Source organism: Mucilaginibacter mali (assembly GCF_013283875.1).
Lineage (GTDB): Bacteria > Bacteroidota > Bacteroidia > Sphingobacteriales > Sphingobacteriaceae > Mucilaginibacter > Mucilaginibacter mali.
In genome coordinates, this window is the sequence record NZ_CP054139.1 from 5,945,833 (window position 1) to 5,971,548 (window position 25,716).

The 25,716-nt window shown below is 47.4% G+C and carries 35 protein-coding genes; 24 read left to right on the plus strand and 11 right to left on the minus strand.

The window, feature by feature from the left end:
- The first annotated feature begins 39 nt into the window (after positions 1-39).
- From HQ865_RS25265 to HQ865_RS25285, 5 genes are read left to right on the plus strand one after another with little or no spacing between them, the layout of a single operon-like run.
- A complete protein-coding gene (locus tag HQ865_RS25265; RefSeq protein ID WP_173417566.1) occupies positions 40-576 on the plus strand; it encodes a pyridoxamine 5'-phosphate oxidase family protein in 537 nt (178 codons plus the stop codon).
- Positions 573-1,232: a flavodoxin family protein gene (locus tag HQ865_RS25270; RefSeq protein WP_173417567.1), complete on the plus strand. Its 660-nt coding sequence runs from the start codon at positions 573-575 to the stop codon at positions 1,230-1,232. The genes HQ865_RS25265 and HQ865_RS25270 overlap by 4 nt, the downstream gene beginning before the upstream one ends.
- Complete coding sequence (locus tag HQ865_RS25275; protein WP_173417568.1) at positions 1,222-2,856, plus strand: FAD/NAD(P)-binding protein; 1,635 nt, start codon at positions 1,222-1,224, stop codon at positions 2,854-2,856. The genes HQ865_RS25270 and HQ865_RS25275 overlap by 11 nt, the downstream gene beginning before the upstream one ends.
- On the plus strand, positions 2,853-3,437 hold the full coding sequence (locus tag HQ865_RS25280; RefSeq protein ID WP_173417569.1) for a DUF1543 domain-containing protein: 585 nt from the start codon (positions 2,853-2,855) through the stop codon (positions 3,435-3,437). Before HQ865_RS25275 ends, HQ865_RS25280 begins: the two co-directional genes overlap by 4 nt.
- Complete coding sequence (locus HQ865_RS25285) at positions 3,413-3,955, plus strand: hypothetical protein (RefSeq protein WP_173417570.1); 543 nt, start codon at positions 3,413-3,415, stop codon at positions 3,953-3,955. Before HQ865_RS25280 ends, HQ865_RS25285 begins: the two co-directional genes overlap by 25 nt.
- A 67-nt stretch (positions 3,956-4,022) precedes the next feature.
- Here the strand turns inward: HQ865_RS25285 and HQ865_RS25290 are convergent, their stop codons facing one another.
- A complete protein-coding gene (locus tag HQ865_RS25290) occupies positions 4,023-4,499 on the minus strand; it encodes a DUF4385 domain-containing protein (RefSeq protein WP_173417571.1) in 477 nt (158 codons plus the stop codon).
- Positions 4,496-4,885 (minus strand): TraR/DksA family transcriptional regulator, encoded by a 390-nt coding sequence (locus HQ865_RS25295; protein ID WP_173417572.1) that lies wholly within the window; start codon positions 4,883-4,885, stop codon positions 4,496-4,498. The genes HQ865_RS25290 and HQ865_RS25295 overlap by 4 nt, the downstream gene beginning before the upstream one ends.
- A gap of 51 nt (positions 4,886-4,936) precedes the next feature.
- On the opposite strand from HQ865_RS25295, the gene HQ865_RS25300 reads away from it, so the two are divergent.
- Both HQ865_RS25300 and HQ865_RS25305 read left to right on the plus strand, forming a co-directional pair.
- Positions 4,937-5,149 (plus strand): DUF2188 domain-containing protein, encoded by a 213-nt coding sequence (locus tag HQ865_RS25300; protein ID WP_173417573.1) that lies wholly within the window; start codon positions 4,937-4,939, stop codon positions 5,147-5,149.
- On the plus strand, positions 5,134-5,364 hold the full coding sequence (locus HQ865_RS25305) for a KTSC domain-containing protein (protein WP_173417574.1): 231 nt from the start codon (positions 5,134-5,136) through the stop codon (positions 5,362-5,364). Before HQ865_RS25300 ends, HQ865_RS25305 begins: the two co-directional genes overlap by 16 nt.
- Here the strand turns inward: HQ865_RS25305 and HQ865_RS25310 are convergent.
- Genes HQ865_RS25310 through HQ865_RS25320 form a run of 3 tightly spaced genes read right to left on the minus strand, consistent with a single transcriptional unit; the run spans position 5,354 to position 6,886 of the window.
- Positions 5,354-5,683 (minus strand): RNA recognition motif domain-containing protein, encoded by a 330-nt coding sequence (locus HQ865_RS25310; protein WP_173417575.1) that lies wholly within the window; start codon positions 5,681-5,683, stop codon positions 5,354-5,356. The two genes, HQ865_RS25305 and HQ865_RS25310, sit on opposite strands and share 11 nt — an antisense overlap.
- A gap of 16 nt (positions 5,684-5,699) precedes the next feature.
- On the minus strand, positions 5,700-6,227 hold the full coding sequence (locus HQ865_RS25315; RefSeq protein WP_237073623.1) for an alpha-ketoglutarate-dependent dioxygenase AlkB family protein: 528 nt from the start codon (positions 6,225-6,227) through the stop codon (positions 5,700-5,702).
- Between the two features lie 59 nt (positions 6,228-6,286).
- Entirely contained in the window at positions 6,287-6,886 is a 600-nt protein-coding gene (locus HQ865_RS25320) for an SOS response-associated peptidase (protein WP_173417577.1), read from the minus strand.
- Positions 6,887-6,978: 92 nt separating this feature from the next.
- On the opposite strand from HQ865_RS25320, the gene HQ865_RS25325 reads away from it, so the two are divergent.
- Positions 6,979-7,956 (plus strand): alpha/beta fold hydrolase, encoded by a 978-nt coding sequence (locus HQ865_RS25325; protein ID WP_173417578.1) that lies wholly within the window; start codon positions 6,979-6,981, stop codon positions 7,954-7,956.
- Here HQ865_RS25325 and HQ865_RS25330 read toward each other — a convergent pair.
- Positions 7,953-8,663: an SDR family NAD(P)-dependent oxidoreductase gene (locus HQ865_RS25330; protein WP_173417579.1), complete on the minus strand. Its 711-nt coding sequence runs from the start codon at positions 8,661-8,663 to the stop codon at positions 7,953-7,955. The two genes, HQ865_RS25325 and HQ865_RS25330, sit on opposite strands and share 4 nt — an antisense overlap.
- Before the next feature lie 322 nt (positions 8,664-8,985).
- Here HQ865_RS25330 and HQ865_RS25335 point away from each other — a divergent pair, with 322 nt between their 5' ends.
- Genes HQ865_RS25335 through HQ865_RS25345 form a run of 3 tightly spaced genes read left to right on the plus strand, consistent with a single transcriptional unit; the run spans position 8,986 to position 11,712 of the window.
- The gene (locus HQ865_RS25335; protein ID WP_237073625.1) at positions 8,986-9,780 is read left to right on the plus strand and encodes a COG1470 family protein; all 795 of its coding nucleotides are present in this window, start codon (positions 8,986-8,988) and stop codon (positions 9,778-9,780) included.
- 23 nt (positions 9,781-9,803) lie between these two features.
- Positions 9,804-10,751, plus strand: coding sequence for an ABC transporter ATP-binding protein (locus HQ865_RS25340; protein WP_173417580.1), 948 nt, complete (start codon positions 9,804-9,806; stop codon positions 10,749-10,751).
- Entirely contained in the window at positions 10,744-11,712 is a 969-nt protein-coding gene (locus HQ865_RS25345) for an ABC transporter permease (protein WP_202020431.1), read from the plus strand. The genes HQ865_RS25340 and HQ865_RS25345 overlap by 8 nt, the downstream gene beginning before the upstream one ends.
- Positions 11,713-11,848: 136 nt before the next feature.
- On the opposite strand, the gene HQ865_RS25350 is transcribed toward HQ865_RS25345, so the two are convergent.
- From HQ865_RS25350 to HQ865_RS25360, 3 genes are read right to left on the minus strand one after another with little or no spacing between them, the layout of a single operon-like run.
- The gene (locus HQ865_RS25350; protein ID WP_173417581.1) at positions 11,849-12,283 is read right to left on the minus strand and encodes a hypothetical protein; all 435 of its coding nucleotides are present in this window, start codon (positions 12,281-12,283) and stop codon (positions 11,849-11,851) included.
- Positions 12,280-13,530, minus strand: coding sequence for a Y-family DNA polymerase (locus HQ865_RS25355; RefSeq protein WP_173417582.1), 1,251 nt, complete (start codon positions 13,528-13,530; stop codon positions 12,280-12,282). Before HQ865_RS25355 ends, HQ865_RS25350 begins: the two co-directional genes overlap by 4 nt.
- Positions 13,514-13,993: a LexA family protein gene (locus HQ865_RS25360; protein ID WP_173417583.1), complete on the minus strand. Its 480-nt coding sequence runs from the start codon at positions 13,991-13,993 to the stop codon at positions 13,514-13,516. The genes HQ865_RS25355 and HQ865_RS25360 overlap by 17 nt, the downstream gene beginning before the upstream one ends.
- A gap of 510 nt (positions 13,994-14,503) precedes the next feature.
- Between HQ865_RS25360 and HQ865_RS25365 the strand changes: the two genes are divergently transcribed.
- Genes HQ865_RS25365 through HQ865_RS25385 form a run of 5 tightly spaced genes read left to right on the plus strand, consistent with a single transcriptional unit; the run spans position 14,504 to position 16,827 of the window.
- Positions 14,504-14,815 (plus strand): single-stranded DNA-binding protein, encoded by a 312-nt coding sequence (locus tag HQ865_RS25365; RefSeq protein ID WP_173417584.1) that lies wholly within the window; start codon positions 14,504-14,506, stop codon positions 14,813-14,815.
- Between the two features lie 24 nt (positions 14,816-14,839).
- Positions 14,840-15,715: a hypothetical protein gene (locus tag HQ865_RS25370; RefSeq protein ID WP_173417585.1), complete on the plus strand. Its 876-nt coding sequence runs from the start codon at positions 14,840-14,842 to the stop codon at positions 15,713-15,715.
- 34 nt (positions 15,716-15,749) lie between these two features.
- Entirely contained in the window at positions 15,750-16,001 is a 252-nt protein-coding gene (locus tag HQ865_RS25375) for a hypothetical protein (RefSeq protein WP_173417586.1), read from the plus strand.
- A 4-nt stretch (positions 16,002-16,005) separates the two neighbouring features.
- Positions 16,006-16,602, plus strand: coding sequence for a hypothetical protein (locus HQ865_RS25380; protein ID WP_173417587.1), 597 nt, complete (start codon positions 16,006-16,008; stop codon positions 16,600-16,602).
- Between the two features lie 9 nt (positions 16,603-16,611).
- Complete coding sequence (locus tag HQ865_RS25385) at positions 16,612-16,827, plus strand: PRTRC system protein C (RefSeq protein WP_173417588.1); 216 nt, start codon at positions 16,612-16,614, stop codon at positions 16,825-16,827.
- On the opposite strand, the gene HQ865_RS25390 is transcribed toward HQ865_RS25385, so the two are convergent.
- Together HQ865_RS25390 and HQ865_RS25395 are read right to left on the minus strand one after the other, a co-directional pair.
- Entirely contained in the window at positions 16,775-17,404 is a 630-nt protein-coding gene (locus HQ865_RS25390; protein WP_173417589.1) for a methyltransferase domain-containing protein, read from the minus strand. The two genes, HQ865_RS25385 and HQ865_RS25390, sit on opposite strands and share 53 nt — an antisense overlap.
- Positions 17,405-17,622: 218 nt before the next feature.
- Positions 17,623-18,330 carry a Crp/Fnr family transcriptional regulator gene (locus HQ865_RS25395; RefSeq protein ID WP_173417590.1) on the minus strand — a complete coding sequence of 236 codons (708 nt, stop codon included), beginning with the start codon at positions 18,328-18,330 and terminating at the stop codon, positions 17,623-17,625.
- A gap of 97 nt (positions 18,331-18,427) precedes the next feature.
- On the opposite strand from HQ865_RS25395, the gene HQ865_RS25400 reads away from it, so the two are divergent.
- The 8 genes from HQ865_RS25400 (at position 18,428) to HQ865_RS26000 (ending at position 25,700) form a co-directional block, all read left to right on the plus strand.
- The gene (locus HQ865_RS25400) at positions 18,428-19,090 is read left to right on the plus strand and encodes a class I SAM-dependent methyltransferase (RefSeq protein ID WP_237073817.1); all 663 of its coding nucleotides are present in this window, start codon (positions 18,428-18,430) and stop codon (positions 19,088-19,090) included.
- Positions 19,091-19,735 carry a methyltransferase domain-containing protein gene (locus tag HQ865_RS25405; RefSeq protein WP_173417591.1) on the plus strand — a complete coding sequence of 215 codons (645 nt, stop codon included), beginning with the start codon at positions 19,091-19,093 and terminating at the stop codon, positions 19,733-19,735.
- Positions 19,736-20,251: 516 nt separating this feature from the next.
- Positions 20,252-21,529 carry an aminotransferase class I/II-fold pyridoxal phosphate-dependent enzyme gene (locus HQ865_RS25410; protein WP_173417592.1) on the plus strand — a complete coding sequence of 426 codons (1,278 nt, stop codon included), beginning with the start codon at positions 20,252-20,254 and terminating at the stop codon, positions 21,527-21,529.
- Entirely contained in the window at positions 21,520-23,109 is a 1,590-nt protein-coding gene (pckA, locus tag HQ865_RS25415; RefSeq protein ID WP_173417593.1) for a phosphoenolpyruvate carboxykinase (ATP), read from the plus strand. Before HQ865_RS25410 ends, pckA begins: the two co-directional genes overlap by 10 nt.
- Positions 23,110-23,144: 35 nt before the next feature.
- Positions 23,145-23,525: a glycine cleavage system protein GcvH gene (gene gcvH, locus HQ865_RS25420; RefSeq protein WP_173417594.1), complete on the plus strand. Its 381-nt coding sequence runs from the start codon at positions 23,145-23,147 to the stop codon at positions 23,523-23,525.
- 13 nt (positions 23,526-23,538) lie between these two features.
- Positions 23,539-23,730, plus strand: coding sequence for a hypothetical protein (locus HQ865_RS25425; protein ID WP_173417595.1), 192 nt, complete (start codon positions 23,539-23,541; stop codon positions 23,728-23,730).
- 137 nt (positions 23,731-23,867) lie between these two features.
- Entirely contained in the window at positions 23,868-25,094 is a 1,227-nt protein-coding gene (gene spt / locus HQ865_RS25430) for a serine palmitoyltransferase (RefSeq protein ID WP_173417596.1), read from the plus strand.
- A 12-nt stretch (positions 25,095-25,106) separates the two neighbouring features.
- Complete coding sequence (locus tag HQ865_RS26000) at positions 25,107-25,700, plus strand: hypothetical protein (RefSeq protein ID WP_237073629.1); 594 nt, start codon at positions 25,107-25,109, stop codon at positions 25,698-25,700.
- The last annotated feature ends 16 nt before the right edge of the window (positions 25,701-25,716 follow it).

Sequence of the window (25,716 nt, forward strand, 5' to 3'; positions counted from 1 at the left end):
AACAGGCGCTGCCACCGGCAGCGCCTTACTTTTTTACCGATGAATAGTATAGACCAACAACAACCCGAAGAAAACCGGGAAAACCTGAGCGGTGCTGCAGCCGTGGAAAAGATCAAAGAACTGGCCGGCCAAACGCAGACCTGCTTTTTCAATACCGACCTGAAGTCCGGACGTGCCGCCGCAACACGGCCTATGTCCGTTCAGCAGATCGACGGCGAGGGAAACCTGTGGTTCCTGAGTGCGGTAGACAGCCATAAAAATGCGGAAATTCAACAAGACAGCCGCGTTCAGCTTTTATTTATGGGTTCGGCCCATTCCGATTTTCTGACCCTGGGCGGCGAGGCCAGCATCAGCACCGATAAGGCAAAGATCAAAGAACTATGGGAACCCATCGTCAAGACCTGGTTCACCGGGGGTGAGGATGACCCGCGTATCACCGTGATCAAAGTAGTGCCCGATGAGGGCTATTACTGGGATACCAAACACGGCAAAATGGTCGCCTTCCTCAAGATGATCGCCGGCGCAATTACCGGCAAAACTTTGGATGACAGCATTCAGGGAACGGTGAAACCATGAAAGCTTTATTCATCAACTGCACGCTGAAGCGTACGCCCGCATTCTCTAATACGGAAGCGCTGGCAAAAAAAGCCGCTGAACAATTTCAGGCTAAAGGCATTGAAACCGAGATCATTCGCCTTAATGATTATACCGTGCTGACCGGTAATAGCTCCGATGAAGGTGAAGGCGATGAATGGCCGCAGATACTGGAGAAGATCAAGGCCTGCAATATCTTTATTATTGCCACGCCTATTTGGATGGGGCACCTGGCTTCGACCGCGCAAAAGGTGATCGAACGGCTGGATGCCATTTTCCGGGATGAAGACCTGATCGATGAGAAGACCGGGCAGTTCATGCCTTATAACAAGGTGGCCGGTTGCCTGGTGACGGGCAATGAAGATGGTGCACATAGCTGCGCCGCGCAGGTACTCTGGTCTTTACAGGAAGTGGGCTTCACGATCCCGCCTAATGTCAATGCGTATTGGGTGGGTTTGGCCGGTGGTGAAGAAGATTATGTGGAAGCCGGCGGCGAGCGTTATTTGTATACCAACAAGAGCCTGCGTTACATGACCGAAAACCTCGCCTGGTTCGCGCAGCTCTTACAAGATCACCCTATCGGTACCAATTTGCTGGAGGCCGAAGAAAAAGCTAAAGCCGAAAGCGATGAGGAATAAAAGTCCGTTTCGCCGCATCGCTATTTTAGGCGGCGGCCCCTCTGCCTTATTTGTTTTCAAACGCCTGCTGGAAAGCGAACATCCGGGTTTCATCGTGGACATTTATGAAAAAAGCGGCGAGCTGGGCTGCGGGATGCCTTACGGACACGATGGCTCCGCAGATGAACACGTCACCAATGTTTCGGGCAACGAGATCCCGGAATTGCCCGCCGACATGGCCGACTGGGTGAAAAAAGTGCCGAAAGATACGCTGGATAAATACCACCTCGATCCCGGAAAGTTCAATGATTATAAAGTACTGCCGCGCCTGCTTTTTGGCCAGTATCTATGTGACCAGTTTAAAGTGTTGTTACAGCAAGCCAAAGAGGTCGGCCTGAAAACACAGGTGTATTACAACACCATTGTCCTGGACATCGTTGACCAGCCTGACCAGCAACAAGTAGAAGTAGTAACCAATAAAGGCGCCGACATTTATGATCATGTGATCATCTGTACCGGCCACCTCTGGCCCAAAAAGCACGAAGGCCGGGCGCCGGGCTGGTTCGATTCGCCTTACCCGCCGGAAAAGATCGCGCTAAAGGCCGGTTACCCTGTAGCGGTAAGAGGCGCTTCGCTGACAGCCATCGATGCCATTCGTACCCTCGGGCGTCACAACGGCAGCTTTGAAAAGGATGAAAAAGGGCGGCTGCACTTTTACCCCGAAAGTCCCGGTTTTAAGATCGTGATGCACTCGCGTAACGGGCTCCTGCCCGCTGTGCGCTTCCACCTGGAAGATTCACATTTAGGCAAAGACACCGTGTTGTCACCGGAAAAGATCGCGGCTAATCGTGAAGCCAACGCGGGTTTTTTATCCCTGGATTATGTTTTCGAGGATAACTTCAAAAAAGGTATCCGCGAACATGATCCGGCGTGTTACGAAGAAATCAAAGACATGAATATGGAGGCTTTTGTCGATCACATGATGGCTAAACGTGAAGCGCAGGATCCGTTCGAACTGCTGAAAGCCGAGTATGCTGAAGCCGAACGCTCGATCAAAACGCGTACATCTGTTTATTGGAAGGAAATGCTGGCCGTTCTCAGTTTTGCCATGAATTACCCGGCTAAATATTTTTCGGCCGAAGATTACCAGCGTATACACCAGACACTGATGCCGCTCATCTCCGTAGTCATCGCCTTCGTCCCGCAAAGCTCGGCGGAAACCCTGATGGCTATGCACGAGGCGGGTTGCCTGGAAATGAAAATAGTGGATCACAGCGCAGAACCTGAACCCAGTGAACAGGGAGGTGCGGACTATGCCGGCGTACATTACGAGCTCTTCATCGACTGTATCGGCCAGCCGCATATTCCGTTTGAAGATATTCCCTTTGAGGGGCTGAAAGCCGCCGGCACGCATGCGCGCCTGGGCTACCGGGACCAGCCCGATGAATACCTGACCGTCCCCGGTCTGGCGATCAACGACCGTTTCCAGTTACTGGACGCTTACGGCGCGCTGAATGAAGGCATTTATATCATGGCCGTTCCGTTTATCGGCGGTTATAACCCGGATTATTCAGGGCTGGATTTCAGCGAGGCGGCATCTAAACTGGTGCTGGAAGGTTTACTGAATCAAGCATTAAGCCCATGAGCCTTAAACTTCATATGGTCTTATTAGGTTCCAAAGCGCCCGGCCGCAATGTCGAACAGCACGATTTCTTCTTCGGCATCGGCACTTCACTTGCCGGCCTGTTGCCGGCCATGCGCGAATTCTGGCCCGAAGCCGGTGACAGCCTGCATATCGACGGCTGGCGGGAAGTGACGCAAGTAGAGGGTTACCGGGTAAATATTCTCGACAAACCACAGGCCGACCCGCACAATCGCCGGCGGTTATTCTTTATTAATCTTGGCGGTTACCAGTCCGGTAAACTGGAGGAACAGCATTACACCTTACTCACCGTCCAGGAAGACCGGAAACAGGCGGTCAAAGCCTCGACCGGTACCGATTTTTTTAAGACGGCCTCCATCGAAAAGGTCAAAGCCGCCGCCGCGCACATCGATGAGAAATACGGCATCGATGTAGACGAAATCTATCATATTGAAGACTTGCTTTCACCGGGATGCAAAGCATTATACCATATCGAGCTACTGCCGGACCAAAGTTCAGCTACGGACGAAATTCATTTAGGTTATCTTAAACTCAACCAGTGGAACAACGGGCTGAAACATTGACCGCCTGGATAGCCGGAAAATATGCCGGTCGACATATCCCGTTTAGCGGTGAACCTTATTTCGTCCACTGCCTGGCCGTGGCCGAAGCCGCGGCCCCATACGTTAATTGGGGTTATGAGGCCGGGTTATGCCACGATCTGTTAGAAGACCACATCGCTACCGTGGAAGAATTGCGAATGGCTTTATCGGAAGCCGGCTATCGCCTCCCGGAAACCGAACTGATCATAGCCATGGTCATCGAACTGAGCGATGTTTTTACAGCGGAACACTTCCCTGACTTTAATGACAAGAAACTTCGCAGGCTGGAAAATAAGCGCCTGGTAACAATCAGTTCCCAGTCCCAAACCATCAAGTATGCTGACCTGATCGATAACGCCGCCTGGGTGCGGCAATATGAGCCGTACAAATGGCCGCGATATGCCCGGCGCAAACTCAGGTTATTGACAGCACTGGATAAAGGCAGCCAGGAATTACGTCGGCAAGCAGTGGAGGTCTTCAGCTGTGATTTGAATTTTTGATCAGAAATTGTATCATTCATTAAAAAAGAAGCTGCGAATTGCCTGGCTTTTAGAGCCGTGCTCGCCATCAGCCCCTTTCCTGTTTCCATTGTTTTTTGAGCCGCGCATATACCGTATTATCCTCCGCAGCCTTCCATCGTTCCTTAAAAATGCGTGCCGCTTCGGCCTTGTCGCTTTCGCCGGTACCGCGCTTCAGCAACACATAATTATTGGTTTGGTCATACTTCTTACCTCCTTTGTAATTCGCATATCGCCGCGCACGTGTAAATCCCATTTCCAAATACTTTCTTGCCATATCCGCGCCTACAAAATCGCCCTGCTCCAGGTAATTTTCAAAAAGCGCAAATATGGCTGAGCTGCTTTCGTCAGCGATTTCCGGGGTTTTAAAACGCCAGTAGGGCCCGATCTCACTTTTATAAGGTTCACAGATCAGTACGCCCTGTTCCCCTTTTCCAACCTGGTATAGTTCCGGATGTTCCCGGTAATTGACCTCCGGTTTCCAGGGATAATGATCATGGTCAAAATTCAGATATGCGGGTATCAATTCTGTCGTAATTTGGCCTCCATGCTCAGCGTCGTGTGCGGCACGGCCATCAGGCGCTCTTTCTGGATCAGTTTGCCGGTAGCCCTGCAAATACCATAGGTCTTATTACCGATGCGTACCAGCGCAGCTTCCAGTTGCTCGATAAATTTTTGCTGGCGACCGGCCATCTGGTAAATGGTTTCCTTTTCCAGTGTGGCCGCACCGTCTTCCAAGGTCGCATATGCGCCGCTGTTATCATCATTGCTGGCGCTGCCGTTCAGGACATCCAGTAAATCTTTATATTCTGCCCGGGCGATCTCCAGCTTATTCTGGATCAATTGTTTGAATTCGCCCAACTCCGTATCTGAGTAGCGCGTCGGCGCTGTTTTTGTCGTTGTATTTTCCATTATGGCTAAACACAAAAGAGTTTTCATGGTTTTATAAAAAAAGGAGGAACTATGCCCTGGTACAACGGCGATTATCCGCCATCTTATAAGAACCAACCCAAATATCTGCGGGATAAAGCGACCGAGATCGCCAACGAGGTATTGAAAACGACCGGCAATGAAGGCGAGGCGATCGCGACCGGTTTGAAGCAGGCACGCATTCATTTTGAGCATCACCCGGAAGAAATTCCAAAAAAACAAGAAATAACATGCCTTCGGCGGTGATCAAATCCTATCGATATGATGGGGATACACAGATCTTTGAGGTCGTCTATCATTCAGGAAAGGTATATCATTATTTAAATGTGCCGGAAAGCGAATACCGCCTGTTCAAAGCAACGATGGTTAAAGGCATTTGGTTCAACCGGCATATTAAAAATAAGTATGCGTTCAAAGAAGTGACGCCGGGATTAAATCAAACCGACCTGTTTACAACCTAGGCCGCCGGGGGCGCATCTTCCGTTCCGGGTCACCGGGGCGGCGAAGTTTTTCATACTGCGACGCAGAAGCAGGCGTTGCAGCATCTGCCAGTTTAACGCTGAGCTGCCGGTCGCCCATGGCCTCGCCATCCAGTGCGGCCATCACGGCCACAGCGTCCTTTTCCGAAACCATTTCGACGAAAGCATAGCCTTTGGCGATCCGCGTTTTCTTATCCCGCACGATCTTCATCACCACGATACTGCCATGCGGCGCAATGAGTTGCGCCAATCCCATCTCATCCATATCCAATGGAAAACCGCCGATAAAAAGTTTGATCATAAAAACAAAAGTAAAATTAAATCACCAGCCGGAAGGTCAGGTTGATCCGGGCCTTCATTGGCTTGTTAGATTTGGCAATGCGGTGCTCGAAAGCTTCCTGTAAACCGGACTTCATCAGTAGAAATGAACCGTGCTCCAGGCGAACCGAGTAGTGTTCCCGGTGATCCTGCTTATTACGGATGTCAAAACTGCGTACCTGCCCGAAGCTCACCGAAGCGATCACCGGCTGGCTGCCCATGATGCTTTCCTTATCGCTGTGCCAGGCCACCGAATCATTACCATCACGATAATAGTTCAGTAAAACACTATTGAACTGGATACCCGCCAAAGGCTCTACCATTTCGCGAATCATTTGCAATTCCGGCGTCCAGGGCAAAGTTCCTGCGATGCGTTCCGTTTCGCCATACCAGCAGGTCAGTCGTGGCGTCAGGTATTCTTTATCCCACAACTTCTGCGTCGTTTGCTTCCAGGGTGTAGTTTCAATAAAATATTGAAGCAATTGATCGCTGGCCTGCGCATCGATCAAGCTGGGTCTGTATTCCAAAAAATCTTTGGGCAAACCTTTGCTTTGCCCCGCATCCGGAAAAAACGCCAATTGCTCCATTAATACTCCTTCTCAACAATAATTTTTAAGGTTTCCGGCAAACAAGGATGTGCTTGCAAAAAAGCCGTCCGCTGCTGCCCGGCCAAATTCCCGTTCAGCCAGGTCTTCACATCGCCCCGCTCCAGGATCGCCGGCATCCGCTCATGGATCTCGGCCATCGCCCGGTTCGGCGGCATGGTGATCATCAAACAGGTGGGCAATAACACATTGGTAGCCACATCCAGCCAAATGTCCCACAATCCTGCGATGTAAAAGGGTTTGCCGTCAGCCCGCTCGACACGGTAAGATTTCTTCTGGTCTTTATTATACTCAAAAAAAGCCTGTATCCGGATCACGCAATGTTTCTTACCTAACTGGTTGCGCCATACGGTATGCAAATTTTCAATCTTCGCATGCTTATGCTTACTGTGAATTTTTTCATCATCCGCAGTCAATAAACCCCATCGGTATTGCTGCACCTTATCCGGCATAGCATCGGTCACGACCGTTAACATCGAGCCGGGATTCCCGCCTGTATTGGGCTTTGGCTTAAACTGCCTCCCATCCCTGCCTGTGATCAAAATATCTTTTTGTTCGCCTATTAAAACTCTTCCGCACATATCTAAAGTAAACGCACAAAAATACTAAATATTTTAGCAATTAATTGAATTAATTAACTCAAACGATTTTAAAGTTCATTCCTTATTATTTGATGAAACGTTTGCTTTTATTATTCGTCCTCATCTCGTCCGCGGCTTTTGCGCAGCAGGATATTTTATTGAGCACTTATCCGTATCCGTACGAGGTTAGTTATATCAATTTCGATAGTCAGCACCAAAAACTGAAAATGGCCTATATGGATATCAAGCCGCAAAAGCCGAACGGCAAAACGGTAGTACTTTTACACGGTAAAAACTTTAACGGCGCTTACTGGAAAACGACCATTGCAGCTTTGACCCAGGACGGGTACCGGGTGATCGTGCCTGACCAGATCGGCTTTGGGAAATCAAGCAAACCTGTGGGTTACCAGTTCACGTTTCAGCAACTGGCGCAAAACACCAAAAAGCTGCTCGACACACTCGGGGTCAAAAACATCGAATTGTTAGGCCATTCTATGGGCGGTATGATCGCGACCCGGTTTACCTTAATGTATCCCAATAGCGTTTCAAAATTAGTATTGGTTGACCCGCTCGGCCTGGAAGACTGGAAACGCGTCGCGCCCTATGCCTCGATCGACAGTAATTTCAAAAAGGAACTAAAAACCGATTTCGCCGCGGCCAGGAAATACCAGCAGGAGAATTATTACCACGGCACCTGGAAACCCGAATATGATGAATGGGCCAAACTGCAGGTGGCCTGGTACGGCGACCCGAATTACCCAACGGTCGCCATGGATAATGCACTCACTTCTGATATGATCTTTACACAGCCGGTGGTTTACGAATTTAATTTGATCAAGGCATCCACTTTACTGATCGTAGGCAGTTTAGACCGTACCGCCATTAACAAAGACCTGGTCAACGACCCGGCTATCAAAGCCCAAATGGGACAATATCCCCAATTGGCTAAAGCAGCCCAACAACAGATCAAAGGTTCGCAGTTGGTCATCATCGCGGGTGCAGGCCACTTGCCGCAGATCGAAGCCTTTGACCGGTATATCGCCGCCGTGAAAAAGTTCCTCGCTGATTAAAGTTGGATGCCGGTCAATCCCGCCAATTCAGCCAGTAGCCGCTCCTGGGCAGCGATGTCATCCGCTGCCCTGTTATAGCGTGCCTGTCGTTGATGGTAAAAATACTGGCCGCTGACCAACGCTGCGGGCTCATGGCTGGTCGCCAGCCAAACCTGCGTTTCATAACCCATTTGCAGATCATCGGGCGCGGCCCGGCCACCCATCTTCGTCGGCACCCAACCTGGGTCGACCGCATTGGCATAAACTTCAGGCCATTTACGCGCGAGGATTTTAGCCAGCATCAACACATGCAGTTTGCTATCGGCATAAGATAGCCGCTCTGTCCATTGCGCATGACCCGATAAATGCATACCCGAACTTAAATAAATAAGCCGCTTCGGTTTGTTCATTAACGCCGTTAGGATATAAGGCGCGAGCGTATTGACATGTAAGAGTTGCTGCATCCCGACCTGGTAGACACCGGCATTATGTATCACCGCATCAAACGTTCCCAGGGCATTGGCTTTTTCAGCAAGGGCTTTGGTGTCACCGATATCAGCTAAATCAGCCGTCAGCACATCTTTTGCACCCGGAGCATGGTTTAATGCATCTCGCGCACGCTGCTCATCCCGTGCATGCAGCACGACCACGTGCCCGTCCTTCATAAGTTGCCGGGCGGCTAGTTGCCCTAAGCCATCTGCCGAACCGGTAATAAATATCTTCGCCATTGCTTTTGTTTCTTTATCAGCTGGGTGATGCCAAAGGTAAGGAATACCATCACCACTACCGAAACGGGAAAGGTGTCGCACGTCGGGACTAAAATGATTTGCCGAGACACGGGTAGATTGTTAAAAAATGTTAAAGCTGTTTGAATTTTTTACATAGCTTTTTTTCTTTGGACCATCAATTTTAAACAATTAACCTTTTATTGAAAAAGCATTTTTTGAAGCTATTATTAACCATTTTAGTTATTAGATCATGTTACCCCACATCACTACCACCCCATTCCGCGCAATGCGGAGGTTTGCATTTTTATTAGCATTAGTAACCTTGGCCGGCCTGGTACAGGCGCAACAGCAATCCCAACAACCGGCCGCCTGGCCACCCGGTAAGTCCGGCTTCACAGCCAGGTTGATGAACATCGAAGCCGCCACCAGTGAGACCTTCCGTTACAGTACCACCTTGCATAACGGATCAGCAGCCGCACGGGTCTTTGAATTAAAGACCGACATTCCTTTCGGCTGGACGATCGCCTATAAAGTGGATGGCAACCAGGTCACTTCCATCAATATGGATGCGGGGAAAACCCAGGACATCGCCATCGAGATCAATGCCGCCGCTACCGCATCGCCGAAGAAATACCTGGTCCCGATCCGGGCTGTGGCCGGCTCCGATACATTAAAATTAAACCTGGAAGCCGTTGTCAAGGGTTCCTATAGCTTGGCCTTAAGTACGCCTACCGGGCGGCTGAGCGATGAGGTCACTTCCGGCAGCCAAAAAGAATTACAGCTGACCGTGAAAAATACCGGCACCCTGCCGCTCAACGACCTGACGCTTAGCGCGCAGCTGCCCACTGGCTGGGAATCTACTTTTGAACCCGCCAGCATTAAACAGCTGGAAGCCGGAAAGACGGTTGATGTCAAAGCAACCATCAAAGTACCCGATAAGACCATCGCCGGTGATTACGCAGCCAACTTTACCGCTTCGGGCAGCAGCGCAAATTCACAGGTCGCCTTTCGCTTGCTCGTCAAAACCTCCCTGCTTTCCGGCTGGGCAGGTGTACTGGTCATTTTGCTGGCTGTGGGCATTGTTTATTATCTCATCCGTAAATATGGCAGACGATAAACCCCTTATCCCATTTTTTACCGATGAAAGATCCTATTATACAATTAACGGGGTTGACCAAACAGTATGGTACTGTTAAAGCGGTCGATGACCTGAACCTGAATATTCAGCAGGGTGAGATATTCGGCTTGTTGGGGCCAAACGGGGCCGGTAAGACCACCACCATCTTAATGATGCTTGGCCTGACCGATCCGACTGCCGGGACAGCTAAAGTTTGCGGCTACAATGCGACCAGCAACCCGATCCTGGTCAAACGTAAGGTGGGTTATATGCCTGATAACGTCGGTTTTTATCATAACCTCACGGCTTTAGAGAACCTGCTTTATATCGGGCGGCTGAACGGCGTGCCGGAGAACGAATTACCTGATCGCGCAGCCGGCGTGCTTGAAATCGTCGGTCTGACTGCTGAGCGGCATAAAAAGACCGCCGCCTTTTCCCGTGGCATGAAGCAGCGTCTGGGCCTGGCCGATGTGCTGATCAAAAACCCGGAGGTCATCATCCTCGACGAGCCCACGCTCGGCATCGACCCGGTCGGGGTAAAGGATTTTCTGGCGTTGATCAAAAACCTGAGCCGTCAGCAGGGGCTGACCGTTCTGCTTTCCTCTCATCATTTACACCATGTCCAACAGGTCTGCGACCGGGTGGGTATTTTTGTCAGCGGAAAATTGTTGGCCCAGGGCGACATCACCGGTTTGTCTGCCCAATTGTTTGGTGCTGGCAGTCACATCACATCGGTCACATTCGAACAGGCTGTCCCGCAGCCCTGGCCGCTGGAAACAGAATTAAGAACATGGCCAGCCATCAGCCACATCAACATCCATGAAAATGAACTGGAGACGACCAGCAGTAAGGCTATAACTGCCGCGCTGGTCCGTTTCTTAGTGGACAAAGGCTGTAACATCACTGGCGTCCATCAAAAAAATTATGGTCTTGACGATATCTATCAAAAATATTTTGAATCCAATGAATAAAAGATCTCCTGAACCCGGACCTTTCAGCATCATGGTGCACAAGGAAATGGCGGATCATATCCACAGCTGGCGCCTGAGCATCCTTATTGCGCTCATCGTGCTGACCTTTACGGCTTCCATGTACGTGTCGCTGGGGCATATTCGTTCCGCTGTAGCCGATACGAAGGATCCGGATCATTTGTTTTTATACCTTAAGCTCTTAACGGCAACGGATAACTCGATACCGCCATTTCACGTATTCCTGAGCTTTTTGGCACCGCTCCTGGGCATCAGCTTAGGGTTCGATGCGGTCAATTCCGAGCAGAACAACGGGACGCTGACACGTTTGATGGCGCAGCCGGTCTACCGGGATAACTTCCTCCTGGCCAAATTCGTCAGCGCCCTCCTGATAGTCAGCACCCTTTTTATTGCGCTGGCTTTACTGATGATCGGTGGCGGACTGCTCTTCACCGGTGTGCGCATGGAACCGGCGGAGCTGCTCCGGGTAGTTGGCTTTATCGCGATCACGATCGTCTATGTCGCATTTTGGGTTAGCTTATCGGTCGTGCTTTCCATCTTGTTTAAACAGGCGGCCACATCCGCGCTCACCGCCATCGGTATATGGCTGTTTTTTACCATATTCTTTCAGATCGTGATCAATCTTGTGGTCAGGGCTGTCATGCCAGATCCGGCCTACCTGACCCAGGCTGAACTCATCCGTTACAATGACGTGATCTTAAACCTGCTGCGCATCGCACCCAACCAATTGTATTCGGATGCCGTCACTACCTTACTGATGCCATCCGTGCGCAGCCTCGGTCCTGTTACCATGGAGCAGATGGCGGGCGCTATTCCTGCCCCGTTGCCGCTGAAGGAAAGTGTTATGATCGTCTGGCCGCAGGTTAGCGGTATGCTGGCCGCAACCGCCGGCTGCTTCGCGCTGGCTTATTCACTTTTTATGCGCCGCGAGATCAGGAGTTAAACATGCAAAGCGTTTTTGCTATCGACGGGCTGCTGTTCAGGCAGCCCGTTGAATAGATCGTTTAAGCATAGAAACAGGGGGGATGCTCATAATCTTTATTCCGCCCCCCTTAACGGACAGGTAAGAATCGGCTGACTTAATTCCCCGGATCGTAACGGTAATGCCAATCCGTATCCTTTTGGCTAAGCGAAGCGGTCTTGCCGCTGTCAAAATTCTCACTGATATAAAAAGTCTTCCAATGGCTGATCTCGGAGATCATGTGCCGGACGGTGATGGTAATGGTCAGATCGGTACGACCCGAAGCTTTCAGGTTCTGATGAATGATCCTACAGACCTTGCGTACAAATTCATCAATATACACTTTCTTTTCCGCGGGCGGATAAAAGGTGGCTTTATAATAGTCCGGTTCAAACCGCCGCAGATCGATAGATAAACCGCGCTGCGGATCGAACTCAAATAAAAACGCCAGTTCGCGCTTTTTGATCTTGTGCAATAGACGCGGATTGTTCCAGACCCAACTCATCAGCGCCTGCCGCAGCGTTTCATAAAATCTTTCCTGCCCGTAACTCATCTCGCAACGATAATATCCTTCCAGTTGGTCGTGTATTGCTTACTCAAAAACTCCTGCTTCATCTTCCAGGTCTTGTCATACCCCTCAGCGGCCACCCGCAAAGCGCCCCGCCCGTAGCGCGCATTGATATCATCCATTAAATTACTCAACGCGTCCTGTTTGCCGGCGTCATAATTGCTGAAAAGGTTGTACTGCACTTCGCCGGCCGTGATGATGCCCGTTGCCCGGACCCCGGTCTTTAAATAATTATAGCCCGGCTGGTAAATGGCTCTTAACGCCTGCACACATATTTTGGTCAATTGCTGGGTGCTGTTGGTAGCGAACGGCACTTTGACGGTAAGACTCGGGTAATGCTGGTCGTGCTTCTCGTTATGCTTATTGGTCCGCAGGTAAATCGTCAGCATCATGGCCATACTCTTTTGCTGCCGCAATTTTATCGCGACGGTGGCGGCATGCATCGCCGCCGCTTCCTCGAGCTGTTCCAACTCGGTTTGATAGGTATTGAAACTTTGACTGGATTCGATGCCTTTGGAACGGTCGGCCACATCTTTGATCACATTGCAGGGGATACCCCATAGCTCCTGGTGCAGGCGCCAGCCCTGCACGGTCATATATTGTCTGACCAGGTCGGCTTTCAGCTGCCGGAAATCTTCCGCAGTAACCACGCCCAGTTCCTTCAACTTTTCATAATACTGCCGGCCTACGCCCCAGACGTCTTCGATGGGAAAATCCTTGATGACCGCATCGATTTTGTCCGGGGTATCTAATACGAGGTAATCGCGCTTCATTTTTTTTGACGCTTTGTTAGCCAGTTTGGCTAATGCCATCGTCGGGCCGACACCGACGGTGATGGATAAACCGGTATCCTGCATCACGTTCTCACTAATAGTCGCTACATGCTTTTCCAAGTCAACCGTCAGGTTGTTCAGCGCCAGGAAAGCTTCATCAATACTATACACCATCAGCATATAGGTATAGCGCGCCAGGTTGTTCATCATTCGTGCGCTCATATCGGCATACAGCGCATAATTACTGCTGAAGATCACCGCGTCCAGTTCCTTTAACTGTTTACGCACCATAAACTCGGCGTCCCCCATTTTAATGCCCGCCGCTTTGGCCTCATTGCTTCGGGCGATCACGCAGCCGTCATTGTTGGACAGCACCACGACCACCCGGCCTTTCAGGGTCGGGTTGAAGAGCGTCTCGCAGCTCACATAGCAGTTATTGATATCAACATGCGCAAACATGGCCGTACCTTCCTGTTTTTTGTGCGGGCTGCAATAACGGGTTCAGGGTCAGCATGACCACCCCCCAGCATTCCCATTGGTCTCCTGCAATAATGATCGTCTCTGCCGGGGTATTGGCCCTCAGTATCAGTTTGTCGCGTTCCGGGCAATACTCCCGAACATAAAAATCACCCTCATGAAAAAACACGACGATACAGCCCGGCACCGGCGGCAGTGAACGGTCGATTACCAGGATATGGTCCTCCAGGATATGATACGCAGTCATTGCTTCGCTTCCCATTCGCATATAATAAGTATTGTCCGGATCGATCACGATAATATCGGTCACATCAAGCGTCGGCTCCTCGTGCGTCAGCATCGGCAGGCGAAAGCCCAGCACATCTCTCTTGGTCGCCTGTTTCCTTAGTCTCAGCATCTCACAAATGTAGGGGTCAGGTTTTAATTTTACTAATATTTTTAGCATTCGGTTATTCGCATAGGCTATTGACCAGGAGGCAGCGAGCCCGCCGTGACTTGCTGCACGGTCTCTTTGAAGTTGGACATGTTGAAGTGCGCCCCTGCTTTTTGCTCTTGACCAATTTAATTTTTCATCAGGGGTACGGGAAAAACCCGGCTATGATCCTTCGGACGCCACGGCCGGCAACGGCAGCCGGCAGGGCGGCCGCTTTTTCCCGCCTCGAGATCCGAGCCCTCCCGCAGTACACCAAAGACTTTGCAAGGGATAGCCATTCCGGACTTGATAAGGCGCGTTCATTTAGCCTTTGCTTGAGGCAAATTTATACCTCTTCGGCAAGCAAGGCCGGGCTTCGTGACCGAAAAAATCTCCACACCTCCGCTGCGCTCCGGGTCGTATTTTTTCTATGTCAGCCTTGCATGCCAGCCCCCCGCGCAAATTTTCTGCCTCTATCAAAGGCCAAATGAGGTTTTCCGCCGAATGGCCATAACAGAATGTTTAACGCAAAAATTTAAAAAAATGGAAATCACAGGAAGATTGGTAGCAAACGCTACCGTGAGAGCAGTAAGCGAGGACAAAAAAGTAACCGGGTTCAGGGTAGCGGTTAACCGCAATTATCAGTCAAAAGGCGAGCGGAAGCAGGAAACCGCCTTTGTTGATTGCACCTACTGGCGTGGGGATGGGGTTGCGCCGTACTTAAAAAAAGGCATGTTGGTTCAGCTTTCGGGCTTTATGACCGCCGAGCCGTGGGTAAGCCGTGACGGTGAGCCGATGGCAAGCCTGAAATTCAGAACCGATAACATCGACATGCTGACCAAATCGGCGCAGTAATCACCATTAATCAGGGAAAAGGATATGAGTGTAAGGACAGAGTGTTGGGATATCGCCCACGATTGGGCGAACCGGCAAGACGGAACAGGGATTGGCGCAGGTGGAAATATGCTCTATGGGGGTGGTTGTATCTATTCTTATGGTGAGCATTTTATCATTGCTAAGCATGTTAAAAATGAGACGGGGGAAAGGGCGGTATTATTTACCGAACGAACCTACAGCCAAACTACCGCTAAACATATTGCCATCGTACGCAACGCATCAAGCCATCTGAATATTATTTATGTGGCTGACCCTGCCTTAACCAAAGAGGAATTATTTGAGGATTGGAAAGAGCGTATTGTTACCATAGGCGAAAAGCTGGCACAGGCAAAACGCCCTCAAAAACATGCGGCTGAAATTGCCGGGTTATTCAGTGAAGCCACACGCTATGCAAACTTTTTTGGCTACGCTATACCTGAACCGTTGGCACAGGTTGGTAACATTCGAAACAGTGCGCAATTCGCCGCTTACCTCGAAATGGACAGGGCAGAAAAAGCGGCCGAACTGGCCAAGCAAAAAAAGCGTTCACAAAAGCTACAAAAAGCCAAATTAAAGGCATGGCGGGCATTTGAAACCAACAATTACATCGGTTCTGATGGTTGGGATTATTTGCGGTGCAATGTGAATACCTGTGAGGTAGAAACGACCCAAAGTGTAACCTTTTCCCTGTTTGAGGGCAAAGCCTTGTTTGCCCAAATCACCGCCACACTCGCCAAAGGCGGCTGTAAGGATTGCGGTCAAAAATTCTTAGGGGAATACCCCATAATCGAAATCAATAAAGACCATATCCGCATCGGCTGTCATAAGGTAGCCATCAAGGAAATTAACCGATTTGCAAACCAACAGGGATGGCTATAGGCCATCCCATTAAAAAAAGCATCATTCAACCATTATGAAAACACAACACAGCTATACAGTTCCCTGCGGCTTGCTTTTGCTTGGCATTTGCTTATTTATCCGCTACCGCATCGGTAAACGCAGGTTCAACCGCAGGGGCGTGGCAGGGTTACAGCAATTCAGCAGTTACCGCAGGTTTATCCTAACCACCACCATAGAGCAAATATTTATGATAGCAGCTAACCTGTGCGGACTGGCAGGTTTGGTTTTACTGGCTGTCTCTGGCATTAACCATTTTAAATTTTAACAACATGAAAACGAATTTTTTTGAACAGATAGCAGGGTTACAGATTAACGGTAACCTGCTGTTAAATATCCACCATGATGATAAAGGTTTGTTTACCGTTTCTGCGGTTATCAAAAAGCCAAGTTTAAGCGCAGTCAATACCATACCGCCTATGCTTTGGAACGGTACGGGTGCGGAACTGGATGAAATCTTTTTTACGCAGTTCGCCCCGCCCGCTAAAGCTACGATAGGATTGATTAACAATTTGGAAACCTACCAAAAGGAACTGGACAAAGCCAAAAAGAACGGCAAGAACGATAAGGATAAGGCAGGCAAAACCGCCGTCGCAACCGAGCCGGAAGATGATAAAGACGATGAACCGGATTTATTCAGCGCACCTGCCGATGATACCGAAGCCAAAGCCGAGAAGAAACGCCTGTTTGATGAAGCGATGGATAAATCAAAGGAACTGGCCAAGCAAATGAAATATACCGAAGCGTTGGCGCAACTTCCTGACCCTGCCGATTATCCCGATAAAGCGGAACTGATTGAAAGCAGGCGCAAAGAGATTGAAGCCGGAAAAGAGATATACGACAAGTTAGCTAACCAATTCAAAGATTAAGCCATCGTCATGAAAACACTGATTTTACCGAGGATATTCCTGCACAAGGAGAACGGGCAGGAAATCCGATTGACCGACCCCAACGACAATTTCACCATCACCGATGTACAGAACTTTTTCGCCGGAACGTACCCCGTATTGACGAATGCAAAAGTTATCGGGCCGGAAATCATCAACGATGAAGCGGTTTACCGCTTTGAAAGCACGATGGGAACGAAAGGATAGCCATGAAAAAGCAAGTAATTAACCGGGTAATCAAAATCAACACCAAAAGATAGGTAACCAGGCGGGTTTCGGGAGGTTTATCATTCAATATTGCGTGAAAATGAGCCCGATAACGTTTGTAAAGGTCTTTGGAAATATTTACCGTATCATCGATCCTTCCCCAGAGATGGACCTGCTCACAAAATGAGTTGTAAAAATAAAAATGATCAAAGTTTTCGCTTTGAATGTCCATTACGTTACCATAAATAAATTTTACATTATCCAATCTGGTAAATGCTCTTAACCGATCAGCCTCTTTAACAAGATATTCCCGGTGTTCTATACCGTAAAAGGTCGCTTCGGGATGAAGGCTTCCGGCGGCGATACAAAACTTGCCTGCCCCACTGCCGATATCGAGTATGCGCGCTCCGGGCGAAGCAAGAAAATCAGCTGCTGCTTTAGCCACATTCAAAGGCGACCAGTGGACAGCTGATAAGGCATTAACGATTGGCGGGTACATTTTATCGAAAACATTATCTGTACGTATACGAGTTGCTTTGGAGCCTATGCTCCGTGGACGGGTAATATCAATGGTCATTACTGTCAGATTTGATGAAAGGCACAATTTACATTTACTGTTTGGCAAGATTAAAATTGTTGTAGCGAAAGGTTCGCGTTGCCAACTTGCGGCTCCAGAAAGGAACAGCAAAAGATATTTATGGTGCGGACTTTAGGCATCAACAAATATGCGGCAATTCGTCGACCATAAGGGGGAAAGAGATCAGTCAGAGAACTGATTTTTATCAGTTTTTTATATTAACGATAGTTAGCCCGCTTGACGAGCAATTTGATATCTTTTATCATGATCTTTCTGCCTTCGGTATCCAGAATACCTTCTGTTTTAAATTCTTTTAGCAAGCGAATGACGTTTTCCTGGGCAATGCCCGCGATGTTGGCCAGGTCGGAACGAGAGATATTTAAGATGACTTCCTGATCCGTAAAATGGGCGCTTTTATATTTCTCCCGGAGAACGATAAGTGCTATAGCCAGGCGTTCCGGGCCGGTGCGCTGTGCAAACACCGAGATACTGTTCGATAGCACGGTAAATTCATGGCTCAGGGCTTTCAAGAGTTTTTGCATGAAACGAGGCGAGCCTGATAAAGCAGCGAAGAAATCTTCCTTTGGAATAAAGGAAACTAAACTTTCTTCCAGGGCCGCAGCAGAATCGGGGTAACGCTCTTCGGAAAGTACCGCGTGATAACCGATGAGTTCACCCTGGTCAGCTACATAGATGATCTGCTCTTTGCCAATCTGATCTACTTTATACTTTTTGACCTTACCGCTCCTGATCAAAAAAATACCGGACGGAACTGAACCCTCACGGAAAATAACATCACCTTTTTGGTAACGATTTTCCGATTGGTGGCTGATTAATCTATTATATTCTTCTTCCGAAAGAACGCTTAATACGGATTGTGTCGTAAAATTCCAGCGATCAATCGGGAAAATTCCCGATATACTCATATTGCAAAGTTACGATAATATTAAAAACTGATAAAAATCAGATTCTGTATTGATGTAATTCCAATAAATAGCCGGTATTACCCCGGTACATTTGTATGTGATTACTGCATTTCCCCATTCACCCTTTCCGCCGGAGCCGGAGGATAATAAATCATTAAAAGCACCTTATAAAAGAAGAAATCCTATGGATTGTTTTTTTCGCACGGATGCTGATTTTGACTGGATTTATCCCGAACATTTTCAACTGATGTCGCAAAAGCAGTGGACGCCACTTCAGGTGGCAAAATCAGCCGCAGGTTATCTAAACGTTAAGGGGGCGAAGATTTTGGATATCGGTAGCGGAATTGGAAAATTTTGCCTTACGGCTGCACATTTGTATCCTGACTCTCATTTCTTCGGGGTAGAACAAAGGCATGAATTGGTGCATTATGCCAAAATTGCCAAGAATTACCTGCGGTTAGAAAATATCAGCTTTATTCATGCTAACATCACTCAAGTAAATTTTAAAGAGTTTGATCATTTTTATTTCTATAATTCATTTTATGAAAATATTGACAGGGAGAATGCCATCGACGATTCGATAGAGACTTCCTATAGTCTTTATGATTATTACACCCAGTATCTGCAATCCGTTTTGAAGGATAAACCATCCGGTACCAGGGTAGTCACCTATCAAAGCCTGGGTGAGATATTACCCGATGGATATAAACAGATAGAATCATCCCATTTTACCTTACTTCGGTTATGGATCAAAGAATAAATGAAATTTTTAAGCCTGAAAACCTATTTTAAACATAACGCGCTTCCACAAATGTACAGTGATACGATAAATATTTCCTATTTCCGCAAAGATGCGGCTTTTGATACTTTATACCCCCAGCACATTCGTGAATTATCACAAATGCACTGGACTGCTTTGGATATTGCGCTCGAAGCGAGTAATTTTCTGGCCTCACCTGGTGCAAGAATATTGGATATCGGGAGCGGAGTTGGCAAATTTTGCATCGCGGCCGGGGTCTATCATCCGGACAGTCATTTTTTTGGTGTTGAGCAGCGAAAAGAATTGTTTACCTATGCCAAAGCTGCACAAGAAGAGGTCAGTGTAGAAAATGTTCATTTCAGTTATGGTAACCTGACGGAATTGAATTATGAGAACTATGATCATTTTTATTTTTACAATTCCTTTTACGAAAATATTGAACCGGGCAGCCGTATCGATTATTCAGTAAAAACGTCTTTCGAACTTTATAATCGATATACAGAGTTCATTCACGAAATGCTGAGCAGCCGTCCGGCAGGAACAAAGCTGGCCGCATATCATGCGCCGGACAAACAAATCCCGGCATCTTATAAATTAACAGATAATTCTTACAGCAGGTTCCTGAAGTTGTGGGTAAAAGAATAGTGAGTTGGTTTCAGGCCCTGCTGTAAGTATATAATATAAAGCCGCATCGGCTGATCATAGCTATGCAGATTAACCAATTAAATGGATAAAACACCGAAATCGTGGGCGATGCTGCATGCCAAATGCCCACGTTGCAGACGTGGGAATATGTTCGAGGGGGGTATGTACAGTTTCAGCTCTAACCGGGTCAATATCAATTGCCCAAATTGCAGAATGATCTTCGAGATCGAGCCGGGTTATTTTTATGCGGCAATGTATGTAAGTTATGCCCTTAATATTATGGAGGGTGGTTTAATTTGTTATTTGACCTATTTGATCACCGGCAATAGTGATTCTCCCTGGCTGTATGTATCTACGATCATGATCGGGTTATTCGCCCTTTCACCGATTAATTTTAGATATTCCAGAGTGTTTCTTCTGTATTGGCTGTCGCCCAAAGTCCATTATCACCCGGATTTGGATAGACCGCGAACAAAAGACCATGACCGTTAAAAGTATATTGAATTATAAGAAATTATGAATTTATTAGAGAAAACATTATCAAAATTAGGGCCCCTGGGTTCGCACGCGCATTATGCCCACGGGTACTTCGCCTATCCTAAACTGGAAGGCGAACTGGGCACTAAAATGTTTTTTAACGGTAAAGAAAAGCTGGTATGGAGCTTAAATAATTACCTGGGTCTTGCCAGTCATCCGGAAGTGCGTAAAGCGGATGAGGAAGGGACAAAACAATATGGACTGGCCTATCCGATGGGTGCCCGTATGATGACTGGAAACTCTGCTTTACATGAATTATTGGAGAAAAATTTGAGTGAGTTCGTACATAAACAGGATACTTTTCTGCTTAATTATGGTTATCAGGGAATGGTTTCAATAATAGACAGCTTGGTAGACCGTCACGATGTGATCGTCTACGATTCAGAATCTCACGCCTGCATTATTGATGGCTGTCGCTTACATCCCGGTAAACGATTTGTATTTAAGCATAATGACATGGCTGATTTTAAAAAGCAGCTGGACAGAGCAGAGAAACTGACCGCAATTAGTAACGGTGGCATCCTGGTGATTACTGAAGGGGTATTCGGCATGCGCGGTGATCAGGGCAAACTCAAAGAGATCGCTTTGTTAAAAAAGTCTCACGATTTTACCCTAATGGTTGACGACGCGCACGGTATCGGCGTAATGGGTAAGACAGGTGCGGGGACTGGCGAAGAACAAGACGTACAAGAATTTATCGATCTGTATTTCGGAACGTTCGCTAAATCATTTGCCGCGATTGGGGCGTTCGTATCCGGCAAAAAAGAGGTCATTCAATATCTGCGGTACAATATGCGTTCACAAATTTATGCAAAAGCATTGCCTATGCCTATAGTTTACGGGCTATGTCAGCGCCTGCAAATAATTAGGGAGCACCCTGAGCTGCGCATTAAGTTATGGCAAAACACGCGTGAATTGCAGGAGGGATTGACGGAAGCAGGCCTGGATATCGGCAATACGGAGTCGCCTGTAACACCCGTTTATTTGCAGGGATCGATTAAAGCGGCAACAAGACTGGTGGAAGACCTTCGGGAAAATTATGACATATTTTGTTCAATGGTGGTTTATCCGGTAGTTCCGCAGGGAGTAATCATTTTGCGGCTCATACCCACTGCCGTTCACACGTTCCAACAGGTATACAAAACCATTAATGCTTTTAAAGAAATCCGTGAAAATTTAATTGGGGGTGTTTATGACCGTTCTGAAAAACCGATACAGGTGATAAATCAAATTTTAACTAGTAACCTATGCCAGTAGAACTGCCTTTTTCCCTCGCTTACCTGGGACTTAAAAATAAGGACATCCGCAGAAATCTTCCGGTTTCTGAACTGGTAAGGCAAACCCTTAGCACCAAGCAAGGGTTTATGGCCGATTCCGGCGCGGTAATGTGTGATACAGGGGTTTTCACAGGCCGGGCACCCAAAGATAAATTCATCGTAAATGATGAAACAACCGAATACCTGGTATGGTGGGGCGAGGTTAACCAATCCTTCTCAAAATCGGGTTTTGAGCAACTTTATCAAAAAGTCCTCGTTTACCTGGCGAACAAAACATTATATATCAATGACGGTTACGCCTGCGCGGCAGACGCTTACCGCATTAATTTAAGGGTAATAACTGAATATCCCTGGCAAGCTTTATTCGCCAATAACCTGTTTTTAAGATTAAAAGAAAGCGAATTAGCAGATTTTAACGAAGACTGGCTGATCATTTCAGTACCAGGATTTTTTGCGACCCCTCATCAGGATGGCACCAATTCATCTAATTTCACCATCATCAATTTTGAAAAGAAGGTAATTCTGATCGGCGGAACCGCTTATACCGGCGAAATTAAGAAAGCAGTTTTCACAGTACTGAATTACCTGTTACCTCAAAAAAGGGTGTTACCAATGCATTGCAGCGCCAATATCGGCCTTGATGGTCAGACCGCACTTTTCTTCGGATTGTCAGGTACTGGTAAAACTACGCTTTCTGCGGATGCGGAGCGTCAACTGATCGGCGACGATGAACATGGCTGGGACGATAACCAAATTTTTAATTTTGAAGGGGGGTGTTATGCCAAGTGCGTCAACCTGACCAGGGCAAAAGAGCCCCAAATTTACAAGGCGATCAAATATGGGACCTTACTGGAAAACACCAGTTTCTTCCCCGAGAGTAATCAGGTGAACTTTGCCGATATTACAGAAACCGAAAATACCAGGGCAGCTTACCCCATCCATAATATGGATAATGTTGCTGTTCCATCTATCGGAAAAAGCCCTAAAAATATTTTCTTTTTGACCAATGATGCTTTTGGCGTACTGCCGCCTATATCAAAGTTGACGGCAGATCAGGCCATATATCATTTTATTTCCGGATACACTGCAAAAGTCGCCGGCACAGAAGTTGGGATCAAACAACCAATCACTACTTTTTCGGCTTGCTATGCAAAACCATTCCTCCCATTGCACCCGATGACGTATGCACTTATGCTGGGCAAAAAACTTAAAAAAGAAAAAATCAACGTTTGGCTGGTCAATACGGGCTGGACAGGCGGGAACTACGGCACTGGTCAGCGCATAGCGCTGGCATACACCCGCGCGCTGATCAAAGCGGCATTATCGGGTGATCTTAATACAGTAGAATATGGTATAGATATTACCTTCGGGTTGTCCTTTCCAAAAACTTGTCCTAATGTGCCACAAGAAATGCTCAATCCTGAAACCAATTGGGCTGATAATTCACAATACCGGGTAACTGCTAAAATTCTTGCGTTGGCATTCACCAAAAATTTCAATCAATATAAGAATTACGCAGCTGAAACGATTGTACAGGCAGGCCCGCGGGTTAGTATATAAACCATTTATAATAATTAAAAAAATCATTTAACGATATGAATTTTCCAGCAGAACTACTTTACACAAAAGATCATGAATGGATCAGCTTTGAGGACGGTTATGCCCTGGTAGGCATCACTGATTTTGCGCAAAAAGAATTAGGCGATATTGTGTACCTGGACATTCCCTCACTTAATACAATGGTGAATAAAGAAGATGTATTCGGCACAGTGGAGGCCGTAAAAACTGTTTCCGATCTATTTATGCCCATTACTGGCCAAATCCTGGAAGTAAACCCTGTGATCGATAAAAACCCGGAATTGATTAACCAGGAACCTTACGCGACCTGGCTGGTTAAAGTAGCGCCGCCAGATGACGCAACCGATAAATCAGCGTTGCTTAGTGCGGAAGAATATAAAGAAATCATCGGTCATTAAGAAGCCCCAAGCGATGAAAAATCCTGATTTAAGATCAACTGGCGAAAACCATAACTATCGGTTAGCGCCTTTTGCGGCACCAAAAAAGCTATTCGAAATTTTATTTGAGCCGAATAATGCTGTGCCAATTAAAAATCAGGGCGGGGTATTTAACGCATCACGCCGGGGAACGCTTATTATAGAGGGGCAAGATCGGCTGAATTGATCATGCAATTAATAGGCATATGTTCTGAGGCCATTCAGATGCAGAGGGTTTTGAGTTATACCCGCCGGAAGAGTTACCGGAACGACGGCATTCTAACTTCAAAAAGGATCATATAAAAGACAATAGCAAAACCAAGTATGCAGAAGAAACTACAGGAGAAGATAGCGCAGTTCACTGATGCGAAAACGATAAAGGAAACAGGCTTATACCCTTATTTCCGTTCAATAGCATCTGCGCAAAACACGGAGGTCATCATACATGGCAAGCCTGTACTCATGTTTGGTTCCAATTCTTACCTGGGCTTAACTGACCACCCTTACATTAAAGAAGCGGCGATTAGCGCGCTCAAAAAATATGGCACCGGGTGTGCGGGGTCACGTTTCTTAAATGGTACGCTGGACATTCACATTGAACTGGAGCGGCGACTTGCACAGTTTGTAGGAAAGGAGGCGGCCGTATTATTTAGTACTGGATTCCAGGTTAACATCGGGGTATTATCATGTCTGACCGGCAGGAACGATTTTATATTGCTGGACGAGATGGATCATGCTTCTATTATTGATGGTTGTCGCCTTTCTTTTTCCAAAGTAATTAAATATGGTCATAATAACATGACCGATCTGGAACATAAGCTATGCACCTTGCCTGAAAATGCTGTAAAACTTATTGTTGTCGATGGTATCTTCAGTATGGAAGGGGATTTCGTAGACTTGCCGCCTATTGTACTTTTGGCAGAGAAGTATGGTGCAAACATCATGATCGATGATGCACATGCTCTTGGCGTTATCGGTAAAAATGGTTCAGGAACTGCTTCACACTTCAACCTAACCAGTAAAGTTGACTTAATCTCAGGGACATTTAGCAAATCGTTCGCTTCACTTGGTGGGTTTGTAGCTTCGGATCATGAAACAATAGATTATATCAAACATCGCGCCCGATCATTGATTTTTAGTGCGAGTATGCCTCCTGCTACGGTAGCGAGTACATTGGCGGCTTTAGACCTGATGGTCAATGAACCGGAACACATCAAGAAGCTTTGGGATAATACGCACTATGCAGCCAGGTTAATGCTGGCCGAGGGCTTCGACTTGGGTATCTCCGAAAGCCCGATTCTGCCGATCTACATCCGGAACAACGAGAAAACTTTTTTGACTACGAAATTCCTCCATGATGCGGGCGTTTTCGTAAATCCTATAGTATCGCCTGCTGTTCCCGCGGATTCATCACTTATTCGTTTTTCGTTGATGGCAACGCATACCTTTGCACAGATTGACGAAGCGGTAGATAAAATCGCTAAAGCCTTTCAAAAATTTGGAGTTACAGCTTTAAAAGAAGTACCGGTAAAATCGTCAACTGTAGTTTAACAAAATTGATTAATGATGGCCAACGCAAAAATAACCGCCATTGGTTCGTACGTACCGCCGGAAGTAATATCCAACTCATGGTTTAAAGACAAAATTGATACTCAAGAAGAATGGATTTTTACCCGGACGGGCATTAAAGAACGCCGATTTGCTGCCCCCAATCAATTTACCAGTGATCTGGCGGTCAAAGCTGTGATAAACTTGCTTGCCCAATATCCTGGAACTCTGATAAAAGAAGTTGATTTTATCGTTGTAGCAACCACCACTGCTGATCAGGCGATGCCCAATATGGCCAGCCGTGTTCAGCATTATCTTCAAATTCCGCAAGCAGGCAGCATTGACGTTGCAGCAGCCTGCGCAGGTTTTGTTTATGGCATTATTTTAGCAAACGGGTTGATTGCTGCGGGCAGCCACCGTAGGGTGCTGGTAATAGGTGCAGAAACGCTATCCAAGTTCACTGACTACACAGACAGGAGTTCCTGTATATTATTCGGCGACGGAGCAGGCGCAGTAATCGTTGAAGCTACTGAAAAACCAGGCATTTTTAAGAGTGTGAATGGAACAGATGGAAGCCATGGGCAAGATCTCTATCTGAGCCAGAACTGAGAGCAGATCAATGGGG